We start from the raw sequence: 12,091 nt of genomic DNA, 5'->3' as shown, positions 1-12,091 counted from the left end.
GCGGTCGTCGGGACCTTGCCGTCGGCGAACTCCATGCTCAACCGTTTTCTTGCCACTGCCCTCGCTCCTTTCCTCGCATCTCGCCTGTCACGCGGCGCACGACGCGCGCTGGCTGCCGCCCTCGGCGCGCTCGCGCTCGCCGGCTGCGCGCAGCCGTGGACGCAGTTCCACACGGGCGACGACGCCCAGGCCGTGATCGCGCGCTTCGGCCCGCCGCGCGAAACCTACGACCTGCCCGACGGCGGCAAGCGCCTGATGTGGCCCACCCAGCCGATGGGCGAAACCACCGTCGCCGCCGATATCGACAGCCACGGCAAGGTCGTCAACGTGCGCCAGGTGCTGGAGGACAACGAGTTCTACCGCGCCGAGATCGGCAAGTGGACGCGCGCCGACGTGCTCGTGAATTTCGGCCGCCCGATGGACACCTCGTATTTCCCGTTGATGAAGCGTGAAGTGTGGACCTATCGCTATCTGGAAACGGGTGTCTGGTACATGCTCTACAGCTTCTACTTCGACGACAACGGCATCCTGCGCCTCACGCAGAAGACGCCCGATCCGCTGCACGACCCGGACCGCCGCAACATGTTCTGAACCGCTGCGCGGTACAAGACGCCGCAAACAGGACAGCACAAAGATAAAACCCCCGCGCTCCTGCGAGCGCGGGGGTTTTTCGTTGTGGAGCCTGCCGCTTACGAACGCTGCGGATTGAGCTTGTCGCTGTCCGACGAGTACAGCTTGTTCAGCGCCGCGATATACGCCTTCGCCGAAGCGGCGACGATATCCGGATCGGTGCCGACGCCGTTCACGATGCGCCCTGCCTTGGACAGACGCACCGTCACTTCGCCCTGCGCCTGCGTGCCGGTCGTGATTGCGTTCACCGAATAGAGCAGCAGTTCCGAGCCGCTGCCCACCTCGGTTTCGATGGCATTCAGCGTGGCGTCCACCGGGCCGTTGCCCGCGGCTTCGCCCGTGACTTCCTTGCCGTCGGCCGAGAACACGACGCGCGCGTGCGGACGCTCGCCCGTCTCCGAGTGCTGCGCCAGCGAGATGAACTTGTAGTGTTCCTTCTCGTGCGCTTGCGCCGACTCCTCAGTAACGATCGCGATGATGTCTTCGTCGAAGATTTCCGCCTTGCGGTCGGCGAGTTCCTTGAAGCGCGCGAATGCCTGGTTCAGTTCGCCTTCGCTGTCGAGCTGGATGCCCAGTTCCTGCAGACGCTGCTTGAACGCGTTGCGGCCCGAAAGCTTGCCGAGCACGATCTTGTTCGCGCTCCAGCCCACGTCTTCCGCGCGCATGATTTCGTAGGTATCGCGCGCCTTGAGCACGCCGTCCTGGTGGATGCCCGACGCGTGCGCAAACGCGTTCGCGCCGACCACCGCCTTGTTCGGCTGCACGACGAAACCGGTGATCTGCGAGACGAGCTTCGATGCCGGCACGATCTGCGTCGTGTCGATGCCGAGGTCGAGGCCGAAGTAGTCCTTGCGGGTCTTCACGGCCATCACGATTTCTTCGAGCGACGTATTGCCCGCACGCTCGCCAAGACCGTTGATCGTGCACTCAACCTGGCGCGCGCCGCCCGTGTGCACGCCGGCCAGCGAATTCGCCACGGCCATGCCGAGGTCGTTGTGACAGTGCACCGAGAACACCGCCTTGTCGGAGTTCGGGATGCGCTCGCGCAGCGTCTTCACGAGGTTGCCGTACAGCTCGGGCACGCCGTAGCCGACCGTATCGGCGATGTTGATCGTGGTCGCGCCTTCATTGATGACGGCTTCCAGCACGCGGCACAGGAAATCCATGTCCGAGCGGCTGCCGTCTTCCGGCGAGAACTCCACGTCGTTGGTGAACTTGCGCGCGAAGCGCACGGCGAGCTTCGCCTGCTCCAGCACCTGCTCCGGCGACATGCGCAGCTTCTTCTCCATGTGCAGCGGAGAAGTGGCGATGAACGTGTGGATGCGGAAGTGATCGGCGGGCTTGAGGGCGTCGGCGGCGCGCTGAATGTCCTTGTCGTTCGCACGGGCGAGCGAGCAGACCGTGCTGTCCTTCACCAGGCCCGCGATCGTGTGGATCGCGTCGAAGTCGCCGTTCGAACTGGCGGCGAAGCCCGCTTCGATCACGTCGACCTTCATGCGTTCGAGTTGCTTCGCGATGCGGATTTTCTCTTCCTTCGTCATCGACGCACCGGGCGACTGCTCGCCGTCGCGCAACGTCGTATCGAAGATGATGAGCTTGTCTGCTGCCATTTCGTGTCTCCAGGGGGAACTTGTTCAGTGTCTACAAACGGAATTCGGGTGTTCGCGCCACCGTTGGCGACGCTGACAATGAACGAAGCAGACGGAGGGCGAGCGAGATCAGCGCGGCAGGCGCGCTAGCGCTAGTGCACGTAGCGGCGCACCGGCTTGAAGAGAAAAGAGGGGGAACTGGATCGTTACCATGTCGCCGAATATAGCGGGATTCCGCCGATAGCGCAATTGGCGCCGCCCCGCAGCGCAAACCGTTTGCAGCCTCTCGCGGCCTCGCGCTCAACGCCGCGCCATACCACGCCATACCACACGAAACAGCTCAAAACGCCGGCGCCAAAAGAATGGGGCCGCATGGAAGCGGCCCCTGCAATCACGGCGGGCGGCGCAGTTGCCCGCTTACCGCCTGGCGCCTCGCGACTAGCGCTCGCGCGGTGACGAGCGTGCGGGGTTGCTGCGGCCGCGCATCGCCTGGTAGGCCCAGAATACGTAGCCGGAGAGGCCGTAGAGCACGAACAGGCAGAACAGCATGAGCGGCGGATCGGACGATACGAGCACGAACGCCATGACGACGAGCAGGATCGCTGCGAACGGCACGCGGTGGCGCACGTCGAGCGCCTTGCCGCTGTAAAACGGCGCGTTCGACACCATGGTCACGCCCGCATAGATCGTCAGCACGAACGCGACCCACGGCAGCCACGAGAGCTTGACGGGCACACGGTTGTCGGTGGCGAGCCACACGAAGCCCGCGATCAGCGCCGCCGCCGCCGGGCTCGGCAAGCCCTGGAAGTAGCGCTTGTCGACCACGCCGATGTTCGTATTGAAACGTGCGAGCCGCAGTGCGGCGCCCGAGCAGTAGACGAACGCCGCAAGCCAGCCCCAGCGCCCGAGATCCTTGAGCACCCACTCGTACATCACGAGTGCGGGCGCAACGCCGAACGAAACCATGTCCGAGAGGCTGTCGAACTGCTCGCCGAATGCGCTCTGCGAGTGCGTCATGCGCGCGACGCGGCCATCCATGCCGTCGAGCACCATCGCCACGAAGATCGCGATGGCCGCGATCTCGAAGCGCACGTTCATCGCCTGCACGACGGCGAAGAAGCCGCAGAACAGCGCGGCAGTCGTGAACGCGTTCGGCAGCAGATAGATGCCGCGCTTTCTGAGGAACTGCTGGCGCGCGGCGCGGCGGGTCGCGGCGACGCTTACCTGCTCCTGCACCGACTTGTTACGCCGAAACGGCCGGGGCAAAGATGAGCCGGCGCTATTGCGGGGACGACGCGATTTGAATCCGGCCATCGCACCCCTCCTTAAGCCGATTGCGTTTGTAGTTCGGCGAGGATCGTCGACGAGGCAGACACCTTCTCGCCGATCGATACGCGCGGGCGGCTGCCGAGCGGCAGGTACACGTCGACGCGCGAGCCGAAGCGGATGAAGCCGTAGCGCTGGCCGCGCGTGAGCGGCTCGCCCGAGCGCACGTAGCACAGAATGCGGCGCGCGATGAGACCGGCGATCTGCACGGAGGTCACCACCGTGCCGTCGGCCATCGTGAGGACGACGGCGTTGCGCTCGTTCTCGGTGGACGCCTTGTCGATCGCGGCGTTCAGATACGAGCCCGGGAAGTACTCGACCTTGGCGACGGCGCCGTCGACGGGCGAGCGTTGCGAGTGGACGTTGAAGACGTTCATGAACACGCTGATCTTCAGCGCTTCACGGTTTGCATACGGATCGTGCGCGGTCTCGACGGCGACGATGCGGCCATCGGCGGGACACAGTACGGCATTGGCCTGCTGCGGAATGGGCCGCGGCGGATCGCGGAAAAACTGGACGACGAAGATGAGGATCAGCCAGAACGGCCACGCGAGGCCGAACCCTGCGATTGCCTGGATCAAGAGCACCACGACGGCCGCAATGGCGATGAACGGCCAGCCTTCGCGGGCGATGATCGGATGAGGGTAATTCATATTGGCTTCGGTATTTTTTCGAAAACCGTAGGATAGCAAAAGCCGCCCTGGGTTCATCCCCACCTGGGCGGCTTTTGTTGATGCTTGCCGCGGCGCGGCGGCGGCATGAATGCCCGACCGAACGCGCCGCTGAAGTGGCAAATCAGCAGCGAACTTAGTTCTTCGACTGGTCGACGAGCTTGTTCTTCGCGATCCACGGCATCATCGCGCGCAGCTTCGCACCGACCGTTTCGATCTGGTGCTCGGCGCCAAGGCGGCGGCGCGACTGCAGCGTCGGCGCGCCGGCCTTGTTTTCGAGGATGAAGCTCTTCGCGTATTCGCCGGTCTGGATGTCCTTCAGGACTTCCTTCATGACCTTCTTCGTTTCGGCGGTGATGACGCGCGGACCCGTCACGTACTCGCCGTACTCGGCGTTGTTCGAGATCGAGTAGTTCATGTTCGCGATGCCGCCTTCGTAGATCAGGTCGACGATCAGCTTGAGCTCGTGCAGACACTCGAAGTACGCCATTTCCGGCGCGTAGCCCGCTTCGACCAGCGTTTCGAAGCCGGCCTTGATCAGGTCGACCGTACCGCCGCACAGCACGGCCTGCTCGCCGAACAGGTCGGTTTCGGTCTCTTCGCGGAAGTTCGTTTCGATGATGCCGGCACGGCCGCCGCCGTTTGCCGCAGCGTACGACAGCGCGATGTCACGCGCTGCGCCCGACTTGTCCTGGTGGACGGCGATCAGATGCGGAACGCCGCCGCCTTGCGAGTAGGTGCCGCGGACCGTGTGGCCGGGGGCCTTCGGGGCGATCATGATGACGTCGAGGTCGGCGCGCGGGATCACCTGGCCGTAGTGGACGTTGAAGCCGTGCGCGAACGCGAGCGCGGCGCCTTGCTTCAGGTTTGCGTGGACTTCCTTCGCATAGACGTCGGCGATCTGCTCGTCCGGCAGCAGCATCATCACGACGTCGGCGTTCTTGACGGCTTCGGCGACTTCCTTGACCGTGAGGCCGGCGTTCTCAGCCTTGCTCCACGAAGCGCCGCCGCGGCGCAGGCCGACGGTGACATTCACGCCGCTGTCCTTCAGGTTCAGTGCGTGCGCGTGGCCCTGCGAACCGTAACCGATGATGGTGACCTGCTTGCCCTTGATGAGGGAGAGGTCGGCGTCCTTGTCGTAAAAAACTTTCATGTCTGTTCCCTGGCGATATGCAAAAAATGGAGAGTTCCGGTACTGCGTTAGGTAAGCAGCGTTTGGCTGCGCCGGGCGCGCTCTTGTTTAAACGTCAAGCGCCGCGCCCGGCCGGGTTCCGGCGGTCGATCGTCGAACCGGATCGACGCATGCTGCCGGGCGTCACACTTTCAGAATGCGCTCGCCGCGTCCGATGCCCGAGCCGCCCGTGCGGACGGTTTCGAGAATCGACGTGGAGTCGATTGCCTCGATGAACGCGTCGAGCTTCTCGCTCGCACCCGTCAGTTCGATCGTGTAAGTCTTTTCGGTAACGTCGATGATGCGGCCGCGGAAAATATCCGCCATCCGCTTCATCTCCTCGCGTTCCTTGCCGACCGCCCGAACCTTGATCAGCATCAGCTCACGCTCGATGTGGGCGCCCTCGGTCAGGTCGACCACTTTCACCACCTCGATCAGGCGGTTCAGATGCTTCGTGATCTGTTCGATCACGTCGTCAGAGCCAATGGAAACGATGGTCATACGCGACAGCGACCGGTCTTCGGTCGGCGCCACGGTCAAGGTTTCGATGTTGTAGCCGCGTGCGGAGAAGAGGCCGACCACGCGCGACAGCGCGCCCGGCTCGTTTTCCAGCAAAACGGAAATAATGTGTCTCATGATGTGTTCCGCGATTTATCCAGTTTGAGCGTGGCTGCCGCCCTGCCCCCGCGAATTCGCGCGCCCTTTGTGAAGACGCGCGCCGCGCGAAGTGGGAGCGGCGCCGTTCAATGACCGTTACAGTTCTTCCGAACCGAGCAGCATGTCGGTGATGCCCTTGCCGGGCTGTACCATCGGCCACACGTTTTCGGAGGGGTCGGTCTGGAAATCGAGGAACACGGTGCGGTCCTTCAGTCGCAGTGCTTCCTTGAGCGCGGGTTCCACATCGGCCGTCTTGTCGACGCGGATGCCCACGTGGCCGTACGCTTCGGCGAGCTTCACGAAGTCGGGCAGCGCATCCATGTACGAATGCGAATAGCGCTTGTCGTATTCGATCTGCTGCCACTGGCGAACCATGCCGAGGTAGCGGTTGTTGAGCGAGATGATCTTCACGGGCGTGTCGTACTGCTTGCAGGTCGACAGTTCCTGAATGCACATCTGGATCGAGCCTTCGCCCGTGATGCAGACGACGTCCTCATCCGGGTGCGCCATCTTCACGCCCATCGCCGCCGGCAGGCCGAAGCCCATCGTGCCGAGGCCGCCCGAGTTGATCCAGCGGCGCGGCTGGTTGAAGCGGTAGAACTGCGCGGCCCACATCTGGTGCTGGCCAACGTCAGAGCAGACGAACGCATTGCCGCCCGTCAGCTCCCACAGTTTCTCGACGACATACTGCGGCTTGATGATCTCCGTGCCGCGGTCGAACTTCAGGCAGTTCTTCTCGCGCCAGCCTTCGATGTCCTTCCACCAGGCTGCGAGCGCCTCGGTGTCGGGACCGTGCTCGGCGTGCTGAAGCTGCTCAATGAGTTCCTTGAGCACTTCCTTCACGTCGCCGACGATCGGGATGTCGACCTTCACGCGCTTCGAAATCGACGAAGGATCGATGTCGATGTGAATGATCTTGCGCGGACGCGAGGTGAAGTGTGCGGGGTTGCCGATCACGCGGTCGTCGAAGCGCGCGCCGATCGCGATCAGCACGTCGCAGTGCTGCATCGCCATGTTGGCTTCGTACGTGCCGTGCATGCCGAGCATGCCGAGGAACTTGCGATCGCTTGCGCGATAGCCGCCGAGCCCCATCAGCGTGTTCGTCACCGGGTAGCCGAGCAGGTCGGCGAACTGGTTCAGCTCGCGCGCCGCATCGGCGAGGATGATGCCGCCGCCGGTGTAGATGTACGGACGCCTGGCCGAGAGGAGCAGCGAGACTGCCTTGCGGATCTGCCCCGAGTGGCCCTTGGTGACCGGGTTGTAAGAGCGCAGCGACACGCTCTTGAGCGGTTCATAGGCGCACGGAGCCTTCGACACGTCCTTCGGAATGTCGATCAGCACGGGACCGGGACGGCCGGTGCGCGCAATGTAGAAGGCTTTCTTGACGGTCGCCGCGAGGTCGCGCACGTCCTTCACGAGGAAGTTGTGCTTGACGCAGGGGCGCGTGATGCCCACCGTGTCGCACTCCTGGAAGGCGTCCTGACCGATCGCGGCAGTGGGCACCTGCCCGCTGATGACGACCATCGGGATCGAATCCATATACGCCGTCGCGATGCCGGTCACCGCGTTGGTGACGCCGGGGCCGGAGGTCACGAGGCACACGCCGACCTTGCCGCTCGAACGGGCATAGCCGTCGGCAGCATGCACGGCAGCCTGTTCGTGGCGCACGAGGATGTGCTGGATCTTGTCCTGCTTGTAGAGCTCGTCGTAGACGTAGAGTACGGAGCCGCCGGGGTAGCCCCAGATGAATTCGACCTGCTCGTCGGCGAGCGCCTTCATCAGCACAGTTGCGCCAATAGAAGGGCCGTTTTGGCCTTCGGGATCAGATTCAGCGGAGATGGGGGGAATCGACGTGGAGAATTCCGCGCTGGGAATATTCATCATTCACCTTTCGAATTTTCGGCAAAAAATTGATCGGGTGCTCTCCGCCGGGCTTGTGGCTCGGGTTCAAGCGGCGCGTCCAGTTGACAGATGAGCCTCATGGGCCACACCTGAATTGAGACAGAGTCACTTATATATCGCGAACCGTCGAAGATAGCGATTCGCACGCAACCGGTCAAGCAAATCTTGGCGCCGATGTGTATATGCAGATACATGCCGGCAAACCGGCAGGGAAACGGGCAGAAAAGCGGGCAGAAAAGCGGGCAGGAAAACAGACTGGAAAACGGACTGAAAAGCGCGCTCGCATGCGGCCACGGGCGGGCGCGCCGAGCCTTCAGCCGGGCCGTGCGGAGACGGCGCGCGACAGCCCGGCCGAGCGATCCATTACCCCGGCGAGGCAAAAATTTGCTAGCATCCGCGAGTTTTTACGACATTTTTCGAACGGTTACGCGTACGCTGGTGGCGGCGCCCTGCAACGGATGGCATCAGACAAGGAACTCGCCGACTTCCTGGCGGGCGTCGAAAGACGCGCGTTCAAGCAGACGGTCTACGCCGTGCGAGACGACGACTCCGCGCTCGACATCGTGCAGGACGCGATGATCAAGCTCGCCGAAAAATATGGCGACCGGCCCGCGGCCGAGCTGCCCCTGCTTTTTCAGCGCATCCTTCAAAACACAACGCACGATTATTTCCGGCGGCAGAAAGTACGCAATACGTGGGTGAGCCTGTTCTCGTCGCTCGGCAACGCCGATGACGAGGATTTCGACCCACTCGAAACCATCGAGGTGGAGCAGGGATCGGCCGGCGCCGAAAGCAGCGAGCAGCAGCTCGAACGGGAACAGGTCCTGAACCTGATCGACGAAGAAGTCCAAAAATTACCGGCGCGTCAACGGGAAGCGTTTCTGATGCGTTACTGGGAGGATATGGATGTCGCCGAAACCGCCGCCGCCATGGGCTGCTCCGAAGGCAGCGTGAAAACGCACTGCTCGCGAGCCACGCACACGCTGGCACAAGCGCTCAAGGCGAAAGGAATCACCCTATGAGTTCCGCTCTCGACAACAAAGAATCAGAGTTCGTGCGGGAGCTGCGCCGCGCGCTCGACGAGAGCGCGGCCAGCCTGCCCGTTTCCACTGCCGATCGACTCGCCGTCGCCCGCCAGGCCGCGCTCGCGCGCAAAAAGCCTGAGCCGGAGTTCGTGCGCGTCCCGGCTCTCGCGCCTGCCGGCGTGCCGGCCGACTTTGCCGCGCCGCGCCGCCGTTCGCGCCTCGGGCGCTTCGCGCTCGCATGGCCGCTCGCGGCGCTCGTCGCCGGGCTCTTTGCCATCGCGTATTTCGAGGATCAGCAACGCACGGCCGAGCTGGCCGATATCGATGCCGCCATGCTGAGCGACGACCTGCCGCTCACGGCGTATCTCGATCACGGTTTCAACGCGTATCTGTCGCGTTCTCACTGACCGGGAGGCTCGCGGGGTGAGTTACAAGCGCGGCCTCGCCGTAGTAGCTGGATCGGTCATCGCGGTACTGGTGTCTTATGCGGCGACCTACCCGCGTTTTCATCCTGGACACGCAACCAGCGCCGTCCAGAGTGCACCGGCCAGCACCCCTTCCGTCGAAACGTCGATCGCCACGGCGTTTGCGCCGTTGCCCGGCCCAAGCGACCGGCTCGCGTGGGCGAACCTTTCGGACGCGCAGCACGTCGCGCTCGCGCCGTTCGCGAACGAATGGGACCATTTCAGCGACGAGCGTCGACGCAAATGGCTGAGGATCGCCTCGCGTTACCCGAAGATGTCTCCGGAAGCGCAAGAACACCTGCACGCACGCATGGCCGAATGGGTCGAGATGACGCCCGAGCAGCGCCGTGTCGCGCGCGAGAATTATCAAGTCTCCAAAGCACTGCCCGCGCAGGCTCGCCAGCGTGCATGGAAGGACTATCAGCAACTTCCCCCTGACCAGAAAGCGCGCCTCGCCGCGAGCGAGCGCAAGCGCCGCACGGTCGTGAGCGCGCCGCCCTCGGGCGGCAAGAGCGAAATTCGCGGCATCGAGCACCTCGTCGAGCGCGAACGCCGCTTGACGCATCCATCGGCGGCTTTCCCCGCTTCCGGCCCGGCTGGCGCATCCGCGGCCCACGGCGCGTCCGGCGCGATGAACGCGCCGGCATCCGCGACGGCGGGCACGGCGGCGACGGCAGGCACGGCGCCCGCCGCCAGTTTCGTTCCGGCAACGCCGATTCCGGTTTCGCCCGCCGAAGCGCCCGCGGCGTTCAAGGGCTCCTGAACCGCCCTGTCCAGGTACAAGCGCTGGGACAATCGCTGGGACGAACGCCGGGACATGCGCCGCGACAAACGGCTTATGCCGCATCGGCGGCGTTCGCGGTTATCCTTACGGCCTTCCGCACCAATACCGACGTACACGTGAACACACGCGCTCCCGCCGCCGCGCCACAGAGCGCCCCCTCCGCACCGCAGCCCGCCACGATCCGCCGGCGCCTTGCCGCGCTCGTCTACGAGTCCGTGCTGCTCTTCGGCGTGATCTTTCTCGCCGCGCTCGCGTTCAGTCTCATCTTGCACGCCCGCAACGGGTTCACGTACCACAACCTGATGTCGGCGTGGATCGCGATTGTCGCGGGCGTGTACTTCGTCGGCTTCTGGCATAGCGGCGGCCAGACGCTGCCGATGAAAACATGGCGCATCCGCGTGATCGGCCCGAACGGGAAACCGCCGTCACTGTCGCGCGCCACGGTGCGGTATTTCGCCGCGTGGCTCTGGTTCCTGCCGCCGCTCGCGCTGCACACGATTTTCCATTTCACGGTTCCGCACACGCTCGTGCTCGTCGCCGTGTGGTTCGTGCTCTGGGTTGCAAGCGCCCGCTTCATTCCCGGCCGGCAACTCCCGCACGACCGCATCGCCGGTACATGCGTCGTCGCGGTGCCGCGCTAAACGCCGCACCGCCGCGGCTGCATAAGCCGCATAAGCCGCATAGGCCGCAAAGGGCGCGAACGCCTCTGCGGTCGTAGCGCACACATCAAAAGCGCCTCGCCTCGACGGCGCGCGCAAATCCGCGCGCAAATCTTTCGTCGCAACCAAACCACAGCCACGGACGGCGTAACACGCCGTTCTTGTGACTGTCATGGCACGGTCACGCCTGCATGGCGCAATGCACGCATTACAACCCGCCGCGTGAGCCATGGCCTCAAACACGTCCGCGACCACTCTTTTCCGGCAGACCACCGGAACGGCTACCGACCCCGCCGCATTCCACCCTGGCCCTGCCGACGGCTCGTTCTCCCCGCCACCGCCGCTGCCCCTGAACGACTCCGCGTCACCCGGCTCCCACGACGACGATCATCCCGCCCCGCATCGCTACCGCACCATCTGGCTCTCCGATATTCACCTCGGCTCAAGTGGTTGCCAGGCCAACTATCTGCTCGATTTCCTGCGCCATAACGATTCGGACTACCTGTACCTCGTCGGCGACATCATCGACGGCTGGCAGCTCAAGAAGGGCTGGTACTGGCCGCAGGCGCACAACGACGTCGTGCAGAAGGTGCTGCGCAAGGCGCGCAAGGGCACGCATGTCGTGTACGTCCCGGGCAATCACGACGAAGCGGCGCGCCAGTTCTGCGACCTCTCGTTCGGCGACATCCAGGTGCGCGAGGAAGCCTTCCACACGACGCTCGCGGGCAAGCGCATGTGGGTCGTGCACGGCGATCTCTTCGACGGCGTGATCCAGCATGCGAAGTGGCTCGCCTATCTCGGCGACTCGGCGTACACGGTGATCCTCGTGCTGAACCGCTGGTTCAACCGGATCCGCTCGCGGCTCGGCTTTCAGTACTGGTCGCTCTCGCAGTACCTCAAGCACCAGGTGAAAAACGCGGTGAACTTCATCTCGTCGTTCGAGCGCGTGATGACCGACGAAGCACGCCGCCGCGGCTGCGACGGGGTCGTCTGCGGGCACATTCACAACCCCGAGATACGAGACATCGACGGCATGCTCTATTGCAACGACGGCGACTGGGTGGAAAGCCTCTCGGCGCTCGTCGAGACCCTCGAGGGTGAACTGCGCATCGTCTACTGGACCGTGATGCAGGCGCCCGAGGCGCAGAGCGCGACGCGCAAGGCGCGCGTGAGCGCCGCCTGAGTTGCCCACTGAGTTGCCCAACACTATCCC

12 protein-coding genes are annotated in these 12,091 nt (G+C 64.0%); 6 read left to right on the top strand and 6 right to left on the bottom strand.

Translation table 11 applies throughout. From position 1 onward, the window contains the following. Nucleotides 1–33 precede the first annotated feature (33 nt). On the top strand, nt 34–591 hold the full coding sequence (locus Q0L30_RS14515; protein WP_296657471.1) for a hypothetical protein: 558 nt from the start codon (nt 34–36) through the stop codon (nt 589–591). 98 nt (nt 592–689) lie between these two features. Here the strand turns inward: Q0L30_RS14515 and Q0L30_RS14510 are convergent, their stop codons facing one another. From Q0L30_RS14510 to Q0L30_RS14485, 6 genes are all read right to left on the bottom strand, one after another. After that, nucleotides 690–2,240 (bottom strand): 2-isopropylmalate synthase, encoded by a 1,551-nt coding sequence (locus tag Q0L30_RS14510; protein WP_296657469.1) that lies wholly within the window; start codon nt 2,238–2,240, stop codon nt 690–692. 417 nt (nt 2,241–2,657) lie between these two features. Continuing rightward, a complete protein-coding gene (gene pssA, locus Q0L30_RS14505; protein WP_296657466.1) occupies nt 2,658–3,533 on the bottom strand; it encodes a CDP-diacylglycerol--serine O-phosphatidyltransferase in 876 nt (291 codons plus the stop codon). Nucleotides 3,534–3,544: 11 nt separating this feature from the next. Then, nucleotides 3,545–4,198, bottom strand: coding sequence for a phosphatidylserine decarboxylase (locus Q0L30_RS14500; protein ID WP_296657463.1), 654 nt, complete (start codon nt 4,196–4,198; stop codon nt 3,545–3,547). A 154-nt stretch (nt 4,199–4,352) separates the two neighbouring features. Continuing rightward, entirely contained in the window at nt 4,353–5,369 is a 1,017-nt protein-coding gene (gene ilvC, locus Q0L30_RS14495; RefSeq protein WP_296657462.1) for a ketol-acid reductoisomerase, read from the bottom strand. 162 nt (nt 5,370–5,531) lie between these two features. Further along, entirely contained in the window at nt 5,532–6,023 is a 492-nt protein-coding gene (gene ilvN / locus Q0L30_RS14490; protein ID WP_296657459.1) for an acetolactate synthase small subunit, read from the bottom strand. Between the two features lie 117 nt (nt 6,024–6,140). After that, the gene (locus Q0L30_RS14485) at nt 6,141–7,925 is read right to left on the bottom strand and encodes an acetolactate synthase 3 catalytic subunit (protein ID WP_296657606.1); all 1,785 of its coding nucleotides are present in this window, start codon (nt 7,923–7,925) and stop codon (nt 6,141–6,143) included. A gap of 479 nt (nt 7,926–8,404) precedes the next feature. On the opposite strand from Q0L30_RS14485, the gene Q0L30_RS14480 reads away from it, so the two are divergent. From Q0L30_RS14480 to Q0L30_RS14460, 5 genes are all read left to right on the top strand, one after another. Further along, nucleotides 8,405–8,968: an RNA polymerase sigma factor gene (locus Q0L30_RS14480; protein WP_296657604.1), complete on the top strand. Its 564-nt coding sequence runs from the start codon at nt 8,405–8,407 to the stop codon at nt 8,966–8,968. Next, nucleotides 8,965–9,378, top strand: a complete 414-nt coding sequence (locus tag Q0L30_RS14475) for a DUF3619 family protein (protein ID WP_296657457.1) — start codon at nt 8,965–8,967, stop codon at nt 9,376–9,378. Before Q0L30_RS14480 ends, Q0L30_RS14475 begins: the two co-directional genes overlap by 4 nt. Before the next feature lie 16 nt (nt 9,379–9,394). Then, nucleotides 9,395–10,198 carry a DUF3106 domain-containing protein gene (locus Q0L30_RS14470; RefSeq protein ID WP_296657454.1) on the top strand — a complete coding sequence of 268 codons (804 nt, stop codon included), beginning with the start codon at nt 9,395–9,397 and terminating at the stop codon, nt 10,196–10,198. Between the two features lie 137 nt (nt 10,199–10,335). After that, a complete protein-coding gene (locus Q0L30_RS14465) occupies nt 10,336–10,860 on the top strand; it encodes an RDD family protein (RefSeq protein ID WP_296657452.1) in 525 nt (174 codons plus the stop codon). A gap of 247 nt (nt 10,861–11,107) precedes the next feature. Further along, entirely contained in the window at nt 11,108–12,061 is a 954-nt protein-coding gene (locus Q0L30_RS14460) for a UDP-2,3-diacylglucosamine diphosphatase (RefSeq protein WP_296657450.1), read from the top strand. The last annotated feature ends 30 nt before the right edge of the window (nt 12,062–12,091 follow it).

This window comes from Paraburkholderia sp. (assembly GCF_024281035.1).
Classification (GTDB): domain Bacteria; phylum Pseudomonadota; class Gammaproteobacteria; order Burkholderiales; family Burkholderiaceae; genus Paraburkholderia.
Note: the sequence above shows the minus strand (reverse complement) of the source record. Positions and strands in the feature narration are given on the sequence as shown.

What these genes read in the sequence shown, in the direction of transcription:
- Q0L30_RS14515 (WP_296657471.1), top strand. Translation starts at nt 34, where the DNA reads ATGCTCAACCGTTTTCTTGCCACTGCCCTCGCTCCTTTCCTCGCATCT.
- Q0L30_RS14510 (WP_296657469.1), bottom strand. Translation starts at nt 2,240, where the DNA reads ATGGCAGCAGACAAGCTCATCATCTTCGATACGACGTTGCGCGACGGC.
- pssA (WP_296657466.1), bottom strand. Translation starts at nt 3,533, where the DNA reads ATGGCCGGATTCAAATCGCGTCGTCCCCGCAATAGCGCCGGCTCATCT.
- Q0L30_RS14500 (WP_296657463.1), bottom strand. Translation starts at nt 4,198, where the DNA reads ATGAATTACCCTCATCCGATCATCGCCCGCGAAGGCTGGCCGTTCATC.
- ilvC (WP_296657462.1), bottom strand. Translation starts at nt 5,369, where the DNA reads ATGAAAGTTTTTTACGACAAGGACGCCGACCTCTCCCTCATCAAGGGC.
- ilvN (WP_296657459.1), bottom strand. Translation starts at nt 6,023, where the DNA reads ATGAGACACATTATTTCCGTTTTGCTGGAAAACGAGCCGGGCGCGCTG.
- Q0L30_RS14485 (WP_296657606.1), bottom strand. Translation starts at nt 7,925, where the DNA reads ATGAATATTCCCAGCGCGGAATTCTCCACGTCGATTCCCCCCATCTCC.
- Q0L30_RS14480 (WP_296657604.1), top strand. Translation starts at nt 8,405, where the DNA reads ATGGCATCAGACAAGGAACTCGCCGACTTCCTGGCGGGCGTCGAAAGA.
- Q0L30_RS14475 (WP_296657457.1), top strand. Translation starts at nt 8,965, where the DNA reads ATGAGTTCCGCTCTCGACAACAAAGAATCAGAGTTCGTGCGGGAGCTG.
- Q0L30_RS14460 (WP_296657450.1), top strand. Translation starts at nt 11,108, where the DNA reads ATGGCCTCAAACACGTCCGCGACCACTCTTTTCCGGCAGACCACCGGA.